Origin of the sequence: Pandoraea communis, from assembly GCF_902459745.1 — a bacterium.
Taxonomy (GTDB): domain Bacteria; phylum Pseudomonadota; class Gammaproteobacteria; order Burkholderiales; family Burkholderiaceae; genus Pandoraea; species Pandoraea communis.
Genome location: NZ_CABPSJ010000003.1, coordinates 809,638 through 829,520, shown reverse-complemented (window position 1 = coordinate 829,520; position 19,883 = coordinate 809,638). Strand labels below are relative to the sequence as shown.

The 19,883-nt window shown below is 59.2% G+C and carries 18 protein-coding genes and 1 pseudogene; 10 read left to right on the top strand and 9 right to left on the bottom strand.

Features of this window, described 5'->3' with window-relative positions:
• The first annotated feature begins 184 nt into the window (after positions 1–184).
• Together PCO31110_RS14595 and PCO31110_RS14590 are read left to right on the top strand one after the other, a co-directional pair.
• Positions 185–1,336, top strand: coding sequence for an MFS transporter (locus PCO31110_RS14595; RefSeq protein ID WP_246189840.1), 1,152 nt, complete (start codon positions 185–187; stop codon positions 1,334–1,336).
• Between the two features lie 214 nt (positions 1,337–1,550).
• Entirely contained in the window at positions 1,551–2,255 is a 705-nt protein-coding gene (locus PCO31110_RS14590) for an SDR family oxidoreductase (protein WP_010803904.1), read from the top strand.
• Between the two features lie 253 nt (positions 2,256–2,508).
• Here PCO31110_RS14590 and PCO31110_RS14580 read toward each other — a convergent pair whose 3' ends face one another.
• Positions 2,509–3,420 (bottom strand): AraC family transcriptional regulator, encoded by a 912-nt coding sequence (locus PCO31110_RS14580; protein ID WP_010803903.1) that lies wholly within the window; start codon positions 3,418–3,420, stop codon positions 2,509–2,511.
• A 99-nt stretch (positions 3,421–3,519) separates the two neighbouring features.
• Here PCO31110_RS14580 and PCO31110_RS14575 point away from each other — a divergent pair, with 99 nt between their 5' ends.
• On the top strand, positions 3,520–4,263 hold the full coding sequence (locus tag PCO31110_RS14575; RefSeq protein ID WP_010803902.1) for an SDR family oxidoreductase: 744 nt from the start codon (positions 3,520–3,522) through the stop codon (positions 4,261–4,263).
• A gap of 33 nt (positions 4,264–4,296) precedes the next feature.
• Here PCO31110_RS14575 and PCO31110_RS14570 read toward each other — a convergent pair whose 3' ends face one another.
• Entirely contained in the window at positions 4,297–4,716 is a 420-nt protein-coding gene (locus tag PCO31110_RS14570) for a Rid family hydrolase (protein ID WP_010803901.1), read from the bottom strand.
• Between the two features lie 207 nt (positions 4,717–4,923).
• Between PCO31110_RS14570 and PCO31110_RS14565 the strand changes: the two genes are divergently transcribed.
• Complete coding sequence (locus PCO31110_RS14565) at positions 4,924–5,871, top strand: GlxA family transcriptional regulator (RefSeq protein ID WP_010803900.1); 948 nt, start codon at positions 4,924–4,926, stop codon at positions 5,869–5,871.
• 150 nt (positions 5,872–6,021) lie between these two features.
• On the opposite strand, the gene PCO31110_RS14555 is transcribed toward PCO31110_RS14565, so the two are convergent.
• The 4 genes from PCO31110_RS14555 to PCO31110_RS14540 all read right to left on the bottom strand — a co-directional run bounded on the left by PCO31110_RS14555 (position 6,022) and on the right by PCO31110_RS14540 (position 9,515).
• Positions 6,022–7,068 (bottom strand): SDR family oxidoreductase, encoded by a 1,047-nt coding sequence (locus tag PCO31110_RS14555; RefSeq protein WP_150690718.1) that lies wholly within the window; start codon positions 7,066–7,068, stop codon positions 6,022–6,024.
• 172 nt (positions 7,069–7,240) lie between these two features.
• On the bottom strand, positions 7,241–7,705 hold the full coding sequence (locus tag PCO31110_RS14550; protein ID WP_010803898.1) for a YybH family protein: 465 nt from the start codon (positions 7,703–7,705) through the stop codon (positions 7,241–7,243).
• A 51-nt stretch (positions 7,706–7,756) separates the two neighbouring features.
• Positions 7,757–8,611, bottom strand: a complete 855-nt coding sequence (locus PCO31110_RS14545; protein ID WP_010803897.1) for a DJ-1/PfpI family protein — start codon at positions 8,609–8,611, stop codon at positions 7,757–7,759.
• 157 nt (positions 8,612–8,768) lie between these two features.
• Entirely contained in the window at positions 8,769–9,515 is a 747-nt protein-coding gene (locus PCO31110_RS14540) for an SDR family oxidoreductase (RefSeq protein ID WP_010803896.1), read from the bottom strand.
• 235 nt (positions 9,516–9,750) lie between these two features.
• Here PCO31110_RS14540 and PCO31110_RS14535 point away from each other — a divergent pair.
• Positions 9,751–9,825 (top strand): annotated as a pseudogene (locus tag PCO31110_RS14535) (isochorismatase family protein); the annotation flags it as partial.
• Here PCO31110_RS14535 and PCO31110_RS14530 read toward each other — a convergent pair.
• Positions 9,808–10,734, bottom strand: a complete 927-nt coding sequence (locus tag PCO31110_RS14530) for a LysR family transcriptional regulator (protein WP_036660859.1) — start codon at positions 10,732–10,734, stop codon at positions 9,808–9,810. The pseudogene PCO31110_RS14535 and the gene PCO31110_RS14530 sit on opposite strands and share 18 nt — an antisense overlap.
• 130 nt (positions 10,735–10,864) lie before the next feature.
• Here PCO31110_RS14530 and PCO31110_RS14525 point away from each other — a divergent pair, with 130 nt between their 5' ends.
• On the top strand, positions 10,865–11,422 hold the full coding sequence (locus tag PCO31110_RS14525; protein WP_010803894.1) for an ester cyclase: 558 nt from the start codon (positions 10,865–10,867) through the stop codon (positions 11,420–11,422).
• A 14-nt stretch (positions 11,423–11,436) separates the two neighbouring features.
• Positions 11,437–12,459 (top strand): polysaccharide deacetylase family protein, encoded by a 1,023-nt coding sequence (locus tag PCO31110_RS14520; protein ID WP_010803893.1) that lies wholly within the window; start codon positions 11,437–11,439, stop codon positions 12,457–12,459.
• Positions 12,460–12,693: 234 nt separating this feature from the next.
• Here PCO31110_RS14520 and PCO31110_RS14515 read toward each other — a convergent pair whose 3' ends face one another.
• The gene (locus PCO31110_RS14515; RefSeq protein ID WP_036660861.1) at positions 12,694–13,443 is read right to left on the bottom strand and encodes an SDR family NAD(P)-dependent oxidoreductase; all 750 of its coding nucleotides are present in this window, start codon (positions 13,441–13,443) and stop codon (positions 12,694–12,696) included.
• 91 nt (positions 13,444–13,534) lie between these two features.
• Between PCO31110_RS14515 and PCO31110_RS14510 the strand changes: the two genes are divergently transcribed.
• From PCO31110_RS14510 to PCO31110_RS14500, 3 genes are all read left to right on the top strand, one after another.
• Positions 13,535–13,888, top strand: coding sequence for a winged helix-turn-helix transcriptional regulator (locus PCO31110_RS14510; protein WP_150690717.1), 354 nt, complete (start codon positions 13,535–13,537; stop codon positions 13,886–13,888).
• Positions 13,889–15,026: 1,138 nt separating this feature from the next.
• The gene (locus tag PCO31110_RS14505) at positions 15,027–17,861 is read left to right on the top strand and encodes a UvrD-helicase domain-containing protein (RefSeq protein WP_150690716.1); all 2,835 of its coding nucleotides are present in this window, start codon (positions 15,027–15,029) and stop codon (positions 17,859–17,861) included.
• Positions 17,862–18,157: 296 nt separating this feature from the next.
• A complete protein-coding gene (locus PCO31110_RS14500) occupies positions 18,158–18,814 on the top strand; it encodes a DUF2971 domain-containing protein (RefSeq protein ID WP_150690715.1) in 657 nt (218 codons plus the stop codon).
• 33 nt (positions 18,815–18,847) lie between these two features.
• Here PCO31110_RS14500 and PCO31110_RS14495 read toward each other — a convergent pair whose 3' ends face one another.
• Entirely contained in the window at positions 18,848–19,543 is a 696-nt protein-coding gene (locus PCO31110_RS14495) for a hypothetical protein (RefSeq protein ID WP_150690714.1), read from the bottom strand.
• Positions 19,544–19,883: the final 340 nt, after the last annotated feature.

Sequence of the window (19,883 nt, the reverse complement as noted above, 5' to 3'; positions counted from 1 at the left end):
GCGAATTATCAAATATAGCGCGCGTTGGCAGACTACGTCACATCGTCCCGCCCGGGACACTTCATGTTTGGACGCCGCCGTTATGCCAACCTCCCCCACCTCCTCCCCACGTTCCTCCCCAACGCCATCGCCCGGCCGCGCGGCAACATCGTCCACGTTAGCCGACGCAACGCCCTGGGCATCGATGACCGCATTGATGCTCGCCACGTTCGTGGCGGCCGCGAACGAAACAGTGCCCGCTGGCCTGCTGCCGCAACTGGCCGACGGCTTCAACATCTCGGAATCATGGGCAGGCCAGATGGTCACCCTGTGCGCCCTTGGCGCGGGCCTTGGGGCCGTGCCCCTGACCGTGCTGATGCATCGCTGGTCGCGCCGCACGGTATTGCTGGCCGCCCTGCTCGGCTTTGCTGTCTGCAATGCGGTCACCGCTGTCTCGACCGATTTCACACTGACGCTGACCGCGCGCTTCGTCGTCGGTCTGGCAACGGGGCTCGCATGGAGTGAGATCGCAACCTATGCGCGCCGCCTTGTTAGCCCATCGCGGCAAGGACGCGCGCTCGCGATCGCCATGCTCGGCGTCCCCCTCGCGTTGGCGATCGGTGTCCCCGCAGCCACCGCGCTCGGGCATCTCATCGGCTGGCGCTGGGTGTTCGGTGCTCTGGCGGCCGTCGCGCTGATTCTCGTCGGCTGGATACGCCTGTTCGTGCCCGACGTGCCGAGCACGAACGACACCGGCAGCGCCTCCGGCGCGCGGGCTTCGATGATCGACGTGCTTCGTCTGCCGGGCGTTCGTCCGGTGCTCGCGGTGGTGATGCTGTGGGTTATCGCGCATTACACGCTCTATACCTACATCGCGCCGTTTCTCGCGTCGGCAGGCATGGGCGACCGGCTCGCCGCCATCTTGTCGACGTTCGGCATCTGCACGCTCGTGGGACTCTGGGGCGTCGGGCTGTGGGTGGATCGCTGGCTGCGCCGACTTGTGCTGCTGGCCCTCGCCGGGTTCACGATTGTCATCGTCGTCTTCGGGGCATGGCCGACGTCGTGGCCGGTACTCATCACGGGCGCGATACTCTGGGGCCTCTGCTTCAGCGGCGCACCGACGATCTTGCAAACGGCGCTGGGCAACGCGGCGGGCAAGCACGAGAACGTTGCGCAATCGATGCTCGTGACGGTGTTCAATCTGTCGTTCGCGGGCAGCGGGATCCTCGGTGGCGCAGTACTGTCGACATGGGGTGCCGCCGCGCTGCCACATGTGCTGGTAGTGCTCGCACTGGCTGCATGGGGTGTCGCATTTGCGACCAGACGGCATGGCTTCGTGCAGCGTATTCAGGCGTAAATTCTGGCCACTGCCGACGAGCCGCAGCGAAGGGGGGCAACACGTTAAGCGACGGCAATCGGCGGAGGGCTTGCATCACGTTCTGATTTTTCTACTGAGTGATGTGTTGAAATCCGGTGCGCCGAGCGTGCGCGGCAATGTTACGCTGACGCACGCAAATCATGAAGGCTGACCACCACCGGGGTGTTCGTCAGCGTATTCGGAGGATATCGGCATGACAGTAGAAAAAGTGGCGTTGATTACGGCCGGGGGCAGCGGCATGGGTGCGGCGGCTGCTCGGCGTCTCGCGGCGGACGGTTTCAAGGTCGGCATCCTGTCGTCGTCTGGCAAGGGCGAGGCATTGGCCACGGCGCTGGGCGGTGTGGGCGTCACCGGATCGAACCAGTCGAACGATGCGCTGGAGAAGCTGGTCGCGTTGGCCGTCGAGCGCTGGGGCCGTATCGACGTGCTCGTGAACAGTGCAGGCCACGGCCCACGCGCGCCGATTCTGGAAATCAGCGACGAGGATTGGCATCGCGGTATGGACACGTATCTGATGAACGTGATCCGCCCCACGCGACTCGTGACCCCGATCATGCAAAGGCAAGGCTCGGGCACGATCATCAACATCTCGACGGCGTGGGCGTTCGAGCCGAGCGAAATGTTTCCGACATCCGCCGTGTTTCGTGCCGGACTGGCCTCGTTCACGAAGCTGTTTGCGGACAAGTATGCAAGGGACAACGTGCGGATGAACAACGTCCTGCCGGGATGGATCGACAGCCTGCCGCAGCAAGAGACGCGACGTGAGAGCGTACCGATGCAGCGTTACGGCAAGGCGGAAGAGATCGCGGCGACCGTGGCGTTTCTGGCGTCCGATGGTGCCGGTTACATCACCGGCCAGAACATTCGCGTCGACGGTGGACTGACACGCTCGGTTTGAGGCAGGCGCGCACCCGCAGAACGCATTGCAGACATTCCGGGGTGCGCAGCGCATCGGTCGCCAACTTGCATTACAGCGTGACGACCTTGGGCTCGGGCGGGTTATCAAGGTAAGGACGGTTGCCTTGCCCGCTCGTCAACGCCCGCAGGCTTCCGGTGACTTGGACGCCATGCACTCGACTTCGACGCGTTCATCGAAAGCCATGCCATTCACGCCGAACGCGCTTCTGGCCGGATACTTACCTTCGGTGAAGTCAGAGGGCAGGCATCGCCTGCTCCCGCGCGTAGCGTGCCGGCGGCAATCCGACGTGACGGGCGAACGCAACGCTGAACGCGCTCGCGGAACCATAGCCGACGCACTCCGCAATCTCTGCGATGCCACGGTTGCTCCGCCGAAGCATGTTCTTCGCCAAGGCCATGCGCCAGGTCAGCAGATACGCCATCGGCGCGAGGCCTACCGCACGGCTGAAACGCTCGAAGAAGACTGAACGAGAGAGTGCAGCCTCCCTGGCCAACTCTGCCACCGTCCACGCTCTGGCCGGGCTTTCATGCATCCGGCGGAGGGTGACGGCAAGGCGTTCGTCGGCAAGCCCCCGCACGAGGCCGAGCGACGCGGGTGTCCCGGTCGTCGAGCGAAGGGCTTCTATGAGCAGGACTTCGAGCAGGTGGTCGAGAATGACTTCGCGCGCCGGACGCCGGTCGCGAAACTCGTCTTTGACAAGCTGAACAAGAGTGGTGAGTCGCGGCTCGCCACGTACATGCACGACCTGCGGAAGCAGCGACACCAGCAGGTCCGCGTCGGGAGAGTCGAAGCTGCAATGGCCCACCAGCATGCTCAGGTCTGGCGATCCATTCTGATCGCCGATCCGGAATTCCCCGACGGCCAGGGCAACCGGTACGGCTTCCGGCATATCGGCCGGGAGCGGCAGCATGCTGGACATTGCGAATCCGTAAGCCTCAGGGACCAGGATGAAATCCCCCGAGCTGAGTTCAATCGTTTCCCCCCCGTCAACCGCGAGGCGGCAGGCGCCTTCAAGAACGACGCAATAAAACGGCTGCCCGGCATCCGAGCGGTGGATATGCCATGGCCCAGCGCCGACGACGAGCTTGGCGTGCCTGGCGTGTGGCTGGAGAAGCGTGACCACCTCTGCCAACGGGTCAACCATACCCGGACTCCTGCAAATTAATTCTGGACGCCCAATTATAGAAAGTCCGGTCGCAGTGGTCTATCGTCTTGGCGTTGCAACTCACCTTTGAGCCACCCAATGAAAACCGTTTTGATCACCGGATGCTCTTCCGGCTTCGGCCTTGAAACCGCCCGGTACTTCCTCGAGCGCAACTGGAAGGTTGTCGCGACAATGCGCACGCCGCGAGAGGACGTGCTGCCCAGCTCCGCAAATCTACGCGTACTCGCGCTCGACGTGACGGATCCGGAAAGCATCCGGCAGGCGGTCGAGGCCGCGGGGCCGCTAGATGCTCTCGTCAACAATGCAGGCTTCGGCTCGGCAGCGCCTTTTGAGGTCACCCCGATGCCGACGATACGCGAACTCTTCGAGACCAATACCTTCGGCACGATGGCTGTGACGCAGGCGGTGCTGCCTCAGTTCAGGGAATGCAGAGCCGGCGTCGTGGTGAACGTCACGTCGAGCGTCACCTTGAAAGCGATTCCGCTGATCGCCGCCTATACCGCGAGCAAGGCGGCGGTGAACGCGTTCACCGAGTCGATGGCATTGGAACTCGGGGCGTTCGGTGTGCGCGCACACCTGGTGCTGCCAGGGCGTGCGCCGGAGACCCGCTTCGGCGAGAACGGACGCGCCCACATGCAGGGTCTCGACCACGAGGCGTATGCCGGGGTCGTACAGCGCTTCATGGCGGGATTGCGTGAACCGGGACCGATCACCCATGCGCGGGATGTGGCCGAAGCGGTGTGGCGCGCGGTGACCGATCCGTCAAGCGCCATGCGGATTCCCGCCGGCGCTGACGCTGAGATGTTGGCCGGCGGACACTGAACCGGACACCAGCAGCGTCCGTATCCCTCCTGGTTATTTCCCTTCGGGAAAAACAGCGACGCTTCGAATTTCAATCTTGAGTTGAGGAAGCGCGAGCGCCTCGACCCCGATTATCGACCAGGCAGGGAACGGACGCTCGGTGTAGCGCGCCTTGACCGGCAAGAACTCATCGACCGTATCTTTAAGATTGACGTGATAGCTCACCACCTCGACAAGATCGGCCATCGTAAGCCCCTGCAGCCGTAAGATTTCCTTGGTTCGCTCCAGGGCAACCTCAGTCTGTTCAGCAACGCTCTCGGGAACCGAGCCGTCGGATCGGAAACCGACTTCACCAGCGATGAAAAGGAAGTTGCCCGCGCGAACGGCTGGCGAATAACCATAACTCTCGTAGCCGCTTTGCGTCGCAGCAAACATCGGATGATCCGCAGGGATCTGAAACGCTTTCTTGGTCATTCCTTATGTCCTTGTCTTGATTCTCTCTATCGAGCGACATGAACGGCTAGATCTCCGATGACTTGCCCGCACCGCTCAGGCCATCCACCATACGCCTGATTGATTAAGTCTCAAAAGACGTTTTTCCCTCGATTTAGGACAAACAGTTCTATCTTCAAACTTCCCTTAAAATGCGACAACTCAGGCTTCTCGGTTGACAATATCTTCATGCATCGAATTGGATTCTTCGTTTGCCGTGGCTACGACGCGCTTGATCTTGCTGGCCCGCTTTCGACTTTTAATCAGGTGGCCACAGCCGTTGGTCACACTCCATATGATCTTCATGTCATCTCACAGGCGGGAGGATTGGTTCCTGGCAATGCGGGGCTTTCGATCGAAACAAAGCCAAGCGGAAGACGCGCGTTTGATACTGTCATCTTCGTAGGTGGCGATATAGACCCCATGCAGGAATCGGAGAACATCGCTGCTGCCAAGAAATTGAGTGCCAAAGCGTCGCGGGTGGCAAGCGTGTGTACGGGGGCATTTTTGCTTGCGGAAACCGGCCTATTGAACGAACTGCGAGCAACAACGCACTGGCGCTACACCGCTCAATTGCAGTCTCGCTACCCTCGCACCAGAGTCGAGGGCGATAGTATCTACATCGCGGACGGTCGCATGTGGACGTCGGCAGGCATCGCCTCTGGAATAGACTTGGCGCTAGCCATGATCGAAAAAGATATGGGCGCGGAAACTGCGCGCAACGTCTCGAAGCTTTTAGTTGTTCCGTATCGCAGGCCAGGAGGTCAGTCCCAATTCTCGGCCATGTCGCAAATGGATCCGGAATCGGATCGCATTCGCATCGCGCTGAATTTTGCCAGGGAACATTTGACCGAAGCACTACCTGTCGAGCGACTCGCGGATGCTGCAAATTTGAGTCCGAGACAATTCGGGCGAGCATTTCGCCGAGAAACGGGTGAAACCCCTGCTAAGGCGGTCGAGCGTTTGCGAGTTGAAGCCGCGCGGCTGCGCTTGCAAGACGGTAGCGAACCCATCGAGCAGATTGCTCTCGCTGTGGGGTTCACCGATCCGGAGCGAATGCGCAGAGCCTTCGTCAAACTGTATGGGCATCCGCCGCAATCAATTCGACGTGAAAGCAGGCTCAGCGGCAACCGCTGATCGGTCCCTTTGTCTTTCCACACGGTGTGGAACGTCGAGTTCGGAATGCGCGACAGCACTTCAAAGGGACCTGCGAAATCACATTGGCCCACCTTCGGGAAGATCAAGCTGCCGGTCTTCAAATGCCAATTTTCAGGCATCGTCTCCACGTCACGGGATGTACCGCTGCTGCCGTAGGTCTTCCAGCATCTCGAGATACATCTCCTCGCTATCGAGGCAATCGTGGAATCCGTGCGTGCGTGCCTTGATGGTGCTCGTGATGTTGTCGAAGGTGGACTTGAAAATCAGGTCGCCGAACTTCCACGATACGATTTCCTCGTAGGCGTACGGGCGCAGACCATGCTGTCTGACCAGTTCACCCCATAGTCCGGCCTTGCCCGCCATCATTTGGTGCAACGACATCGGGATCGGCTCCCCTGCGGGAACATCGAAGAATTCAGCCAAACGTGGCCAGACCCGGGCCCATCGGAAGTAGTCACCATTGGTGATGTTGTAGACCTCACCGCGGCAGTGCGCGGTTTCTCCGGCCCAATCGACGGCTCGAGCGAGGAGCCGGGTGTCCGTCACCTGATACAGCGCGTCGTAGGCAGCACGAGGTCCGGGAAACGACATGGGAACGGCAAGGGCTTTTGCGATAGTCCCATAAATGGCAATCACCATAAGCAGGTTCATCGGATTCCCAACCGCCAGACCAGCAACGCCTTCCGGACGAAGCGCGGTCCAAGACCACGCCTTCCCGACCGAGTGGTCTCTGAGAAAATCCTCTTGGTCGTAATAGAAGTTGGGGGGCATATGGCGAGGATCGCTCTCTTTCGCCGGCGAGAGTGGCATTGCACCGAGATGCACGCCGTAAGCCTTGCCACCTTGCATCAGCGTGATGTGCCGCAGATTCGGTGCGTGCTTCTCCATAACCTCGACCATGTTCCTGAGCATCAGCAGGTTCACGTCGACGAGTTCTGCGGGGGAGGATTTCTCTTGATAGGCAGCGAACACGAGGTGGGTCGCGTGCGGAACCTGAGAGAAATATCTTTCGCAGGAATCGCGATCGAGCAGGTCGGCCGGCAAGTGCTTCGCGCGCGTGGGGAAATCCGGTGCCCGGCGGGAGACGGCTACCAGGTTCACGTCCTTGTTTTCATAGAACGCGAGAACTCCCCGACCTATGACGCCCACCGCACCTGCAACGACAACTGTCTTCATGGTTAGGTCACTCGCAAGACGAATACGTTAATTTCCGCACGGGCAACCTGCCCTTTTCGGCCTTTCAACACGTCGCCGCATGCCCGCAGCGACGTGTGTGAGAAAGGGGGCGCCGGCCTGAGTCCGGAACAGAACGGCTCCCGTCAGCAAAATGCAGGGGCGCTAACGCCGGTTAGGGTGCGGAATCGTTCCACATGTCGCGATGCAGCTTCCAAGTGCCGCCCTGCTTCAAGAAGATGAGGATCTGCTTGCCTCGGTATTTGAGCTTTCCACTCTGATCGTGGATCTCGGCATCCGACACCTCGGTCACGACCCGATCGTCACCATAGAATTCGTAATTGCTGAAAGATACGGTGTCAGGCTGAGATCCGGCGCTGGCTTTCGTGAAGTGCTCGACGATTGCTGCGGCCCCGACGATCCTGTTGCCTCCGGGCGGCAGGAGCGAGCCATCTTTTGTATAGAGGCGGCCTATCGCCTCGTAATCGCCGCGCATATAGGCTTGCACCCATCGGGCGTTCTCGGCCTTGATGGCCGCTTCGGTTTGAGGCTGCGGGCCATTGGCATACGCAGGCAGGGCAACCACGAAAGGCGAAAGGCAAACTGCAACGGCAGCAGCAAAATAACGGATTTGTCGCATCGATCTGTTTCCAGTCAAAGAGGGGGGGAAGTGAAGGTGAGCGCGAATATTTCAGCGAACGCCTGGAATTCTGGCGAGGCCCTTGGACGCGCCGGGCAATTCCTTGTCGACCATCGCGACGACTTCCGGCCGTGCGTCTCTGGGATGACCGGAATGGAATGGCGGAGCGGGATCGTATTCGATCACGAGCTGCGTAAATTCGGCGGCCTGTTGCCCCCTCATCTTCGAGGCAACGCGAAGTGCGAAGTCGATGCCCGCTGTCACGCCTCCACCGCTCATGAACCGGCCATTGTCGTCTTCTACAAAACGATCCGGAACACCGATCGCACCATATTCGGCGAGCTTGTTGACGAAGGCCCAATGGCAGGCACTTCGCTTACCTTTGAGGATGCCAGTTGCAGCGAGTACGAGCGATCCATTGCAAACCGACGTAACGTGTTTGGCACCGTCGGCCAGGCGTCGAATCTGCTTCAGGTATTCCGGACGCATAGGCGCCGACAAATCGGAACCACCGGGCACCAGGATCAGGTCGGTCTTCTCGATATCGGCCAGTCGTTCCGTGTTGCCATAAACAACCCCGAACTCGAGGGTGACGTTACCGCCATTGAGACTCGCGTAGCGAACGTTCGTATTGGGTAGTCGATGAAAAATCTCGCTAGGGCCAGCGAAATCGAGAAGCGTGCCCCCGTCGTAATTCACGATCAGAATATTGAGGGGTTCATTCGGGGCAAGCTCCGCCTTACTGCCCGCCTGCGCAAAAGCGGGAGTGGCGCCGCCAAACAATGCGCCACCACCCACTACGGCGCCGAGCGCGGCGACACTTCCAAACTTGAGGGCACCTCGGCGGGAATGACCTGCTCTGGTAAGTTGCTCTCCAGAGGCGTTATTTTTGCTATGGTCGGTCAAGACAATTTCTCCTTGCACTTTGGCCCCGCTCCAAGCACAGCCAGGTTGGGCCAGATTGAAGAACCGCCACGGCGAAAATCCTGGCGGGCGTTAATTGGGTTTGCGGGTTTGGACAGACAGCGATGAGGTTCAGAGGCTGAAATCGGGCACCGAAGACTTAAAGCTGCGAAGCGCCACCATCGACGACCAGTTCGGTGCCGACGACGTAGGAGGATTCGTCACTAGCGAGATAAAGCGCCGCGTGGGCGATGTCCTCGGCCCTGCCCATGTGGCCCACCGGAATGGCTTTCGCGAGTTCCACCTTGAGGTTGCGAACCTCCTCGTCGGCCATACCCCATCTGCCAATCAGGGGCGTCTCTATTGCGCCGGGAGCGATCGCGTTAAAGCGGATTTTGCGATCGAGAAACTCGTAGGACCAGCTACGGGCAAGCGATCGCACCGCGGCCTTTGCCGCCGCAGTCAACGAAATGCCATGCTTGCCGGTCTGATCGACGAACGATGTCGTGAGAATGACCGAGGAGCCCTCTCTCAAGTCCGGCAGCACCGCTTGAAGCGTGAACACCACGCCCTTGACGTTGATGTCCATGATCTCGCTGTAGCGTTCGTCGTCGATGTCGTCGAGTGCGGATGGGAAAGCCCAGCCAGCATTGGCAAAAACGACATCCAAACCACCAAACTTCTCTTTCACCTCGGCAGCAATCGCTCGCATGTCCTTGAGCGAACGTACATCGCCCTTGAGGACGAGCGAGTTCTCGCCAAGTTCTGCCTTTACGCGATCAAACACGGCCTCATCGCGACCCGTTACCGCCACTTTGGCGCCTTCTGCAATGAAGCGCTTGGCAGTGGCAAGACCAATGCCACTCGTGCCACCCGTGATCAACGCCGATTTGTTTTTAAGCCTCATGTCTATGTTCCTTTCTCTGCTTCGTTATCGATCGAGCCGAAGAATCAAGTGCTACTGCGCTTGCTTCAACTCGATTTCGTGAGCAAATTATGGAATCCACACAGAATGACGCAAAGGACTTATATCCCTCAAAAAACGACACACGTAGCAGGTGAGTTGATAGGCAGTAATCGACTGACCTGCCCCCCCCTTGGAATGTCGACGGGATGGCGCCGGGCCGAACGGACCAGGGCCAGTTTGCGGCGTCGCAACGAGTATTGGCGTCGAATCAACTGCCCGCCAAGCCCATGAACTAGGCTTTAACGTCAGCTTCCCGCATGCTTTCCCACCGCCACGCTTTGCTCAGCCTGTCACCCAGAAACTCCACCAGGGCACGCACACGCGGCGCGAGATGACGCCCAGTCGGGTAGATCGCATTCAACGGTGCAGCGGGGATTGCAAACGCCGGAAGCACCCTCTTTAACCGGCCGTTGGCGATTTCATCGCCCACGTCCCAGATTGACTTGCGTGCAATGCCCGCACCTTCGAGCGCCAACGTATGGGCCGCACTGCCGTCGTTCGTGAGGAAGGTTCCGATGATTTGCACCGAGAGATGCTCCTCGCCATCAAATGTCCATACCGCTCGGGCGTGATTACCGATCAGTATGCATTGGTGGTGGATTAACTCATTTGGGTGATTGGGTACTCCGAACCGCTTTAGGTACGCCGGCGATGCGCAAAGCACCCGGAAATTGGGGGCCAGCGGACGGGCGATAAGTGATGAATCCGCCAGGTTGCCGAAACGGATGGCCAGATCGATGTTCGCATCGAGAAGATCCACGACAACATCGGAAAGTGTCAGTTGGACGAGCACCTTGGGATGCTTCTTCTGGAAGGCCGCAATGGCGGGGGCGATCCACTGCCGGCCAAACTCTACGGGAGCGCTCAGACGAACCGTCCCATCAATAGCTTGAGACCTCCCCAAGATGACCGCCTCCGCCTGCTCAATAGCCTCGAGTATTCGAACAGCTTCGGCGTGAAACAGCACCCCCTCCTCTGTCAGCACCTGCTTTCGCGTGGTGCGTTGGAGCAGGCGGATACCTAGCTCACGCTCGAGCTGCGTGAGCCGTTTGCTGACCATCGCAAGCGACATATCCATTTCTCGCGCAGCTGCAGACAGGCTTCCAGCGGCCACAACGCGCACAAAGGTACGCAGGCTCGGGAGGTTGTCGATCATCATTCAATTCTTGAATTATTGGAAAGGATCTATTCAAAGAATACCCGTATTTATCCACGATTTGTTGAGTAACTATTGCAACAGACCGGACACCGACACCGGTGCCACGACCTCTCAAATCCTGGAGATCCTCATGCACGCTAAGACACACCGATGGCTTCACACGGCCGCCCTGATCCCGGCCCTTATCTTGGGAACCGTGATCACACCGGCATTTGCTCAATTTGACGACCTGGTCAAACCCGGTACTTTGGTCGTTGATAGAAGTCTTCCGAAGAAGACGCTCGAAGCAGAAATTCTCGCGGCACGCCGCTACGGCACGTTCTGGAACACTGGTGACGAGGCCATGGCGCGGAACGCCCTTGCACCGACGTTCTTCGACAACACCCTGCCTGACGGTCGTCCTCAAGGCATCGAAGGCGTGCTTGCCGCCTCGAAGGGTTTCCGTGCTGCCGTGCCGGACCTGCGTTGCGAAGTTCGTCAGATGATCGTGGCCGGCGACCGCGTGGTCACCCACCTCCACTTCACTGGTCATTTCACCGGCACCTTCATGGGCAAGCAGGGGAGCGGCCAGAACATCGACTTCATTGCGACCGACATCTATCGGATCGCCGACGGGCGCATCGCCGAGGACTGGCATCTGGAAGACAACCTCACCTTCCTCCAACAGGCTGGCCTGGCGGCCAAGTAACGGAGATCGCCCCCATGGCCTCGACACGGGAATCCCCGCAGGCGCCGGATGCAAAGCGGCGTCAATTCCTCAAGCAGACAGGCGTGATTGCCGGTGGCATCGCAACCGCTTCGATGCTCCCCAGCGTTCAAGCAAATACAGAGAAACCAATGACCAAGTCCACTCAGCCTCGTAATGACAACGGCAAGTTCTGGCCAGGCAACACCCGCCTTGTGGTTTCCATTTCCATGCAGTTCGAGGCGGGGGGCCAGCCACCGAAAGGGACTGACAGCCCTTTCCCAACAGTGGACTTCCCGGCCAACGTACCTTCCGATCCCGCAACGAACACCTGGTTCGCTTACGGCTATCGGGAAGGTATTCCCCGCATGCTGGATCTTTGGGACCGCCACGGTGTGAAAGTGACCTCCCACATGATCGGCGAGGCAGCAAAGAAGCACCCGGATCTGGCTCGCGATATTGTGGCCAGAGGACACGAAGCAGCCGGCCACGGCCCGCGCTGGAGCTCTCAGTACGCGATGAACCGCGAGGAAGAGAATCGATTCATTGCCGAGGGAACTCGCATGGTCGAGGAAGTCACCGGTCAGCGCCCCGTGGGCTACAACTGCAACTGGCTACGTCGCGGTCCCAATACGCTATCGCTTCTGCAGGAACTCGGCTATCTCTATCACATCGACGACGTCAGCCGCGACGAACCTTTTATCGAGCAGGTCAACGGCAAGGACTTCGTCGTCGTCCCCTACACCCTGCGCAACAACGACATCCTGTTGATTGAGGGACGCCACTACTCGCCGGACAAATTCCTGGCACAGATCAAGCGGGACTTCGATGCGTTGTATGAGGAGGCTGGATCGCGACGCCGCATGATGTCGATCAGCGCACACGACCGCATCAGCGGCTCACCGCAGATGGTGAGCGTGTGGGACGAATTCATCACCTATGCAAAGCGCAAGTCCGGCGTCGCCTTCATGCGCAAAGACGAGATCGCCCGATTCGCAGCCAGCAGCCCACTGACCCTACGCGAGAACGAAACCATTTGACGCATACCGCATGGCGGAGACGTCAACGGCATCTTCGTTTGAATGCCTTCGGCCGATGGCCGAAGGCTGTGTTTTCGGGAAGATTCACCCGGTGTTAAATCATTGAAAACCATCTGAGGCCGGTTTCCAACTCTAGATAAAGGCGAACCGCTCGAAGACGCTCTTCATACGAGTACATGAACGACCTCCAGGTAGTCCAAGTTTTCGTCCGCCCCCACCCACCGCAGACGCAAATCAAATCTGAGCCGAGCCGCCGTCGACAAACAGTTCGCTGCCGTTGACGAAACTACTCTCATCGGATGCCAGAAATAGTGCAGCACTCGCGGTTTCGTCGGGGTATGCCAAGCGTCCTAGCGGGGTCGTCGCCTCAACCGAGCTCACCATGCCTTCGTGTACGTCATTCGACGGCGCAAGGTCGTGCCAACCGGGTGTCGAAGTCGACCCGGGCGCAAGTACGTTCACGCGAATCTTGCGCGGCGCGAGGTCCAGAATCCAGCCGCGTGCGAAGTTACGGACGGCCGCCTTGCTCGCACTGTAGACGCTAAATGCCGGGATGCCAGTGACGGCTGCCGTCGAGCCCGTGAGGATGACAGATGCCCCATCCTTGAGCAGCGGCAAGGCCTTCTGCACCGTGAAGAGCGTTCCTTTTACGTTAGTCGCGAATGTCTTGTCAAAATGCTCTTCGGTGATGTTGCCGAGTGCGGCGAACTCGCCACCGCCAGCGTTCGCAACGAGGACATCGATGACACCCGCTTCTTCCTTAATGATCGCGTAGAGGCGGTCGAGGTCTGCAAGGTTTGATACGTCCCCCTGGACGCCACGAGCGTCACCGCCGACCTCTGCGACTGCCTTGTCCAGCGCTTGCTGACGACGGCCGGTCATGAAAACACGCGCGCCCTCCGCCACAAAGCGCTTTGCGATTGCGAGTCCGATACCGCTGTTCGCCCCAGTGACCAATGCAACCTTACCTGTAAGCCTACCCATTTCGACACTCCAGTTACGTTCGAGGTCGGATTATGGAACAGCACACTCTGATAAGATAGTACCTACCTAAAGGTAAGTATGAGGTTTTTTGATGGAACTGCGTTCAGATAGCTGCGGGTTAGAGGTGGCGTTGACGATTATCGGCGGCAAGTGGAAGCCCCTCGTTTTATTCCATCTCAACCATGGCCCTCGTCGATTTGGTGAGCTGAAGCGGCTCGTAACAGGTATCAGCGAGAAGGTCCTGATTCAGCAGTTGCGAGAGCTTGCGGACGACGGGGTTGTCATTCGTCGGGACTATCAGACGGTGCCGCCCAAGGTGGACTACGAAATGACCCCATTTGGTCACTCTTTGGCAATAGCGCTGAAACCGCTTTGCGCGTGGGGCGACGAAAACCGGTCGCGGATTGCCCAGTCGCAGAAGGAAGCTCAGTCGACATCAGCTTGACACGGATGACAGGGGCGCAGGGGGCCATGGGCGACAAATCTCCTGACACTAAACGACATCCTGATCATATTTAGCTCTCGTTGAAGCGATCATAATTGAAGGGCCGCCGGCAGGATTCTGCCGGAAATCCGCCAATTGAACGGCCGGTTATGGGCACCGCGACAGACCGCTTTCGGTAGCCTCGAACGCCGGCTGCGGGTCGCTTGCCCATTGCATGAATGGCCGAGGCCGCGGCGATCGTGAGCCCTGCGACGCGAATCACGCTCTCCACAGTTCGACTGCTCTGCGGTAACGCGGGTCGGTTACGAGTCAGGGCACTGGGCTCCTCTTCCTTTTGAAATCGCCCCACAACGAGCAGGCACAATGCCCTGTGATTTTTCAATCCAGTCCGTGTTGTAGCCGGCCTCATGCAGCAGCGTGCTGGCCGTTCGCCGCAAGTCATGTGGCCCGAACTTAGCGAGCGACTTGCCGGAGCACCGCGCTCCACGATGGCGTCGGTTAACATCCGCGGGTCCTCATGCGTAATCTCCGCCAACTTCTAGCTACCAAATTTAGGCTTCAGCTCGCGCTCGTAGACTGAAACCCAGAATCAATACCATGATGCGCCGCAAGGCAGGCGCATCATATCGGTAGCACGTTATGGCATCACGCAGAAACGATCCCATCGTTCATACCAGAAGGAAAACGTGCTTAAGGGGGCCGGAAGACACCAGCCATTGCCAAACGGGGATGCAAAAAAGCCCGCAAAATCGCGGGCTTAGGTGTATTTTACTACCCGCAGATGCCGGCCGGTGCCGGACGCCGGATCACTCCCACTCGATTGTCAATTCGCGGCCTAAATTTCGATAGATAAAGGCGTTTAGGCTGTCTCGCCGTTGCTATACCGTCATTAATACCGACACCAAAACACGGTCACATCTTGCCTCCCCGGCTCAGCGAGCCCGAGAAAGTTCGCGACGGTGCGTCCTGAGTCAGGCCGATTCGCTCCGCTCACCGAAGGCATCGGAAGCCACCACCCGTTCGGACGGGCATCGCAGTGCACTCTTCGCCCGCCTGCATAGCGGCGTCAGGCTATTATGAGATGACCGACTATAAGGCTCGACCGAGACCGGATTACGGGACTACTGCGGGGTAAATAATGATAACAGAATGGGGTCCCTCGACGTGGGGCCGAAATCTGACACGATCTCCGGACTGGCGCTTGAGCCTTCAAGGCCTAAAGCTATCGTTGACGGTGAATGGAAGAACGCACAACATCAGCATTGACGAGGATGGCTCCTATCGGGTGAATCGGGGATTTTTCTGGACGGACGTCACGTTCCACCCAGGCCGATCTCTAGCAGTGAAGGTTGATGGACTGCCCAACGTTCGAGGCGCCCACCTAACCAGCGCGCTAGACGCCGCGCTCGCCGAAAAACAAATCCGCGAGGACGTGGCGTTTTTGATAGATGCCTATCAAACCGTGCTCAATTGGCTTGAACACAAGACCAAGCAAGAGCAGGCTGCAAAAGCAGACCGGCGATGGATCACGCACGAAATGCAGGTGGCTATAGAAGCAGCGCGTCCGCCTATCGACGTAAAAACCATTCGGGCGCGCATGAAAAACGCTCGTATGCAGGCTTGGGTGGAGAAAAAATCCTCCGAGATCGATCGCTCCCTCCTTCAATGGGAAGAGAACCACCGACCTCATTGGGCCTCGCTAAATATTGCCCATACTGAGGCCGAGCTGACGGCTTGTCGCGACCTGTTCGACCGGGTGGAGAGCAAGCCTCTGACCGATGAGCAAGCACGAGCGGTGATCTGTTTCGACAACCGCGTACAGGTCGTCGCATCAGCCGGCTCGGGCAAAACGTCCACGATGGTGGCAAAAGCTGCCTACGCCATCCACCGGGGCTTTGTTGCCCCGAAGCGGATCATCATGCTGGCCTTCAACAAACAGGCTGCTATCGAACTCGCGGACCGCGCCACCAAGTCCTTTGAGCGCCTGGGCATGACCGGCGTTGCGGTGGAAACCTCGACCTTTCACGCGCTCGGCCTGCGCATCATCGGCAAGGCCACCAAGGAAAAGCCGGACATTCCGGATTGGGCAGCCGACACCGTCGGTGGAGTCCGCAAGCTAACCGAGATCATCGATCAACTCAAAGATGGATCTCTCACCTTCCGCAACGAGTGGGACCTCTTCCGGTTCGTGTTCGGCCGGGACCTGCCTGCGTTCGGTTCGCGCGGCGCGCCGGACGTTTGGGACAACCAAGGCAAGGGCCTCACGCTGACTGCAGACGGGAACCGCGTACGCAGCCGGGAAGAAGCAATGCTCTGCAACTGGCTGTTCCTCAACGGAGTGGACTACCGGTACGAGGAACCCTATAAGTTCAAAACCGCCGACGAAGATCGCCGGCAATACCGTCCGGACTTTTACTACCCGGGCGTCGATCTTTACCACGAGCATTTCGCATTGGATGCCAAGGGCAATGCCCCGCCTCATTTCGACGACTACCTAGCCGGCGTCGAGTGGAAGCGCAAGCTGCATGCGGAACGAGGGACGTCGCTGATCGAAACGACCTCGCATCAAATCCGCAATGAGGATGTTTTCAAGCACCTTACCGAGGAGTTGACCCGCCGGGGCATCGAACTCGACCCCAACCCGGATCGCGAGATTCCCGCCGAAGGTCAGAAACCGATGGAGCCATCGGAACTGGTGGCCCTGGTGAGAACGTTCATTAGCCACGCCAAAAGCAACTGCCTGACAACGACGACGCTGCGCCAGCGTCTGGCTGCGATGCCGGACAATATGTTCAAGCACCGCCACCGCATGTTCCTCAACATTGCCGAGCCCATCATTCAAGCGTGGGATGCTGCTTTGGCGGCCGAGGACGGTATCGACTTCGAGGACATGCTGAACCTGGCAGCCGAACATCTGGAGACCGGTCGATACGAGGCGCCCTACGAGCTGGTCATGGCCGACGAGTTCCAGGACGCCTCCCAGGCTCGGGCTCGCTTGTGCCGCGCCCTTGTCCAGAAGCCTGGGCGATACTTGTTCGCCGTGGGCGACGACTGGCAGTCAATCAACCGCTTTGCGGGCGCCGACGTGTCGGTGATGACCGGTTTCCGGGATTGGTTCGGCAACGGCCAGGTTCTCAAACTTGAGCACACATTCCGCTGCCCTCAGGCGCTGTGCGACGTGTCGAGCCGATTTGTGTCGAAGAACCCAACGCAAATCAGCAAACGTGTGACGTCGGTCACTCCCACCGTGGGGCCCGTGCTCCAGGCGTTCCAAGTGGACCACAAGGACCAGCTGACCGATGCCATCGACCAGTTCTTAATCAAGCTGGCCAATGGGGTCCGTGACGGTAGCATCCCGCCTGGGCGCAGCGGTAAGGTCTGCGTCTACGTGCTCGGTCGCTACAACGCCGATCGCCAATACGTCCCAACCGACAAGGGTCGGTTCGAGCGCTGGGTGGACGTATCGTTCCTCACAGTGCACCGTTCCAAGGGAAGCGAAGCCGACTACGTGATCCTGCCGGAAATGCTCAGCGTCTTGCGCGGACGTAGCTTTCCGAACACGCGGACTGATGATCCTGTCCTAGCCTTAGCCATGCCTGCTGGGGACAACTACGCTCACGGTGAAGAACGTCGTCTGTTCTACGTGGCACTTACCAGGGCACGACGAAGTGTGGCCATGTTCACCGTGCGCGGGCAACACTCCAGCTTTTTGCGAGAACTGGAAGAGGACGGTGCCGTGTCGATCACTGATACCGACCGCCAGACCATTCACGAAGAGGAGTGCCCGTCGTGCAAGCTAGGGATTCTGGTCTTGCGTACAGGCCGCTACGGAGAGTTCTATTCCTGTTCTAACTTCCCTGATTGCCGCTACAAACCGAAGACGCGCAGGAGCGCACCATTTCCTGCAACCGAGAGCGAGGCAAAGGCCGGCCAGGTCACACGCCTGTCTTCCGCCGTATTGCGCGCAAAGTAAAAATGAGCCACTTCGCGCAAGGTAATTCTGAGCCACCTTCCAGTACAGTCGATCTTTTGCGCACGCAAAGGCCGGCGATGCTCCAGAAGGAACAGTGGATGCAAATCCATGTGCTCAAAGCCGAGGTGTATCGGAGCGCAGGATGGCGAGGGGCAATCCGGCGCTGCACGTACAGCCTCAGTCAGTCCGACCAGTTTCGCTAATCTAAGGCATCGGATACCATGCCTGCCAGAGGGCCGCCACGGCAACCGGCTGGCTCAAGTGCGGCGGCAGATGCCGTCAACTAGAACGTGGCCATGAAACTCTACAAATACAAGTCGCTCGCCAACCTCTGGCATGTGCTCGATCTCGTGCTGAACCAACGCCTTTACTGCGCACATTGGTCGACGCTGAACGACCCGCTCGAGGGCAGGTACGAAATCTACTTGGGCAACAGAAGCCACCGGTACGAGTCAATCATGGCGAGCCGTATCGAGCAGGCACGCGACGGATATAGAATAGCGTCGCTGTCGGCGACCCCGACAAACTTCCTGCTGTGGTCGCACTACGCCGAGGGCCACAAAGGCGTTGCGATCGAAGTCGACATCCCAGACGACGATCCTGACCTTACCAAGGTGGTCTACTCCCCCTTCTCGTCAGTCTTCTCGGAAAAGGAGCAAACCCGCGATGACATGAGGCACCTGTTCAACGGGAAGGGCGAGGAGTGGGCCTACGAGGAGGAGTACCGGATCATCACTGACAGTGAACACTTCGATCTGCCATCCAAGCCCTCTCGGCTGTTGCTCGGTCCGATGGTCCCGCTGGAACAGGCTGCACTACTGCGAAAGGCGTTGTCCGATCACATAGAGATTGTGACGATGGACCTCGATCGGGTACAGGGCACGCTCGTCGTCGTCGGACCGACGCCCTCACTCCAGCCAAGCGGCCAGCCCCTTCAAGCGGTGCACGGCTAAGCACCCGGCTCCGGTGGCTCAAGCCCGCTTCTTCTATCGATCGCTGGAGCCCGACCGCAAAAAGCCGAACCTTACCGCCTGCTGCTCGTCGCGCAGCACCGCGACAAGCACCTCCTCCGTATCCACCGTCAGATCAATCGCTCGGCTATGCACTGTGCCGTCGGCGCGAACCCCGAGACGCTTGGCGACCGATTTTGCGCAGCTACTGGTACCGTTCTCACTCGGCGGAGCCCAGCGCTCGACCACGCCGCCGACGGTATTGAGACCGCACCCATTATAGGACCGGAGCAAAGCCTGCATGGCCTCGGTGTCGATAGCAGCGTCCGGGAACACCGCAAAGCCGCTACTGTCCTGGCCGATAGCGCCAGCACTACGAGCGAAACCACTGTAGCGGATATTTCCCGGATTTGTTGCGCGACACGTAGCGGTACCCGGTGTCTCGCTGCCGCTGCCGCTGCCCTTAAAGGAACCCGGCAGCGGGAGGGTATTTGTCCCCTGCGTGCTGCTGACAGGTGTATCGCCGGCCTCAAGCTCCCACAGTGCTTTGTCGCGCCCCGCCTTCGCAACAGCCATCTCGGACTGAGCCGCTTTCATTGTGGTCTCTTGCACGGGCACCGTGCGACCGCATTCGCCCACAGACATCGACGCCGAGGCCTGGGCCATTTTCATACGCGCGTTATAGAGGTCGGTAATGTCCTGCCGCTGCCCCTCGATGACAGCCTTGTGCAATCGGCCGCGGCACGCATGCCACGACGGCCAAAGGTAGCCAGGAGCACGTCTCGGACGTCGTTGATACCGGACACCATCTTGCCGGCTGCGTCCGTGAGATTTTTGGACTGTTGCCGGGATCGTAAGCACTCCTGGCCTATGATTACACGCGAAATACGAAAGTCAGGTAGCGATTGTCGACGATCCGGCCGTCCATGTCGAACGACCAAAACTGGCCAGTTTGCGACGGTTGCGACCGTTTGAACGCGCCCCGGAGCAGACATTGCATGTTTTGGTGCGCCGACCGATTAAAATGAACTGCAGCAGTTGTATTCTCCTGAAACAACAGAGGTTCTAAGCT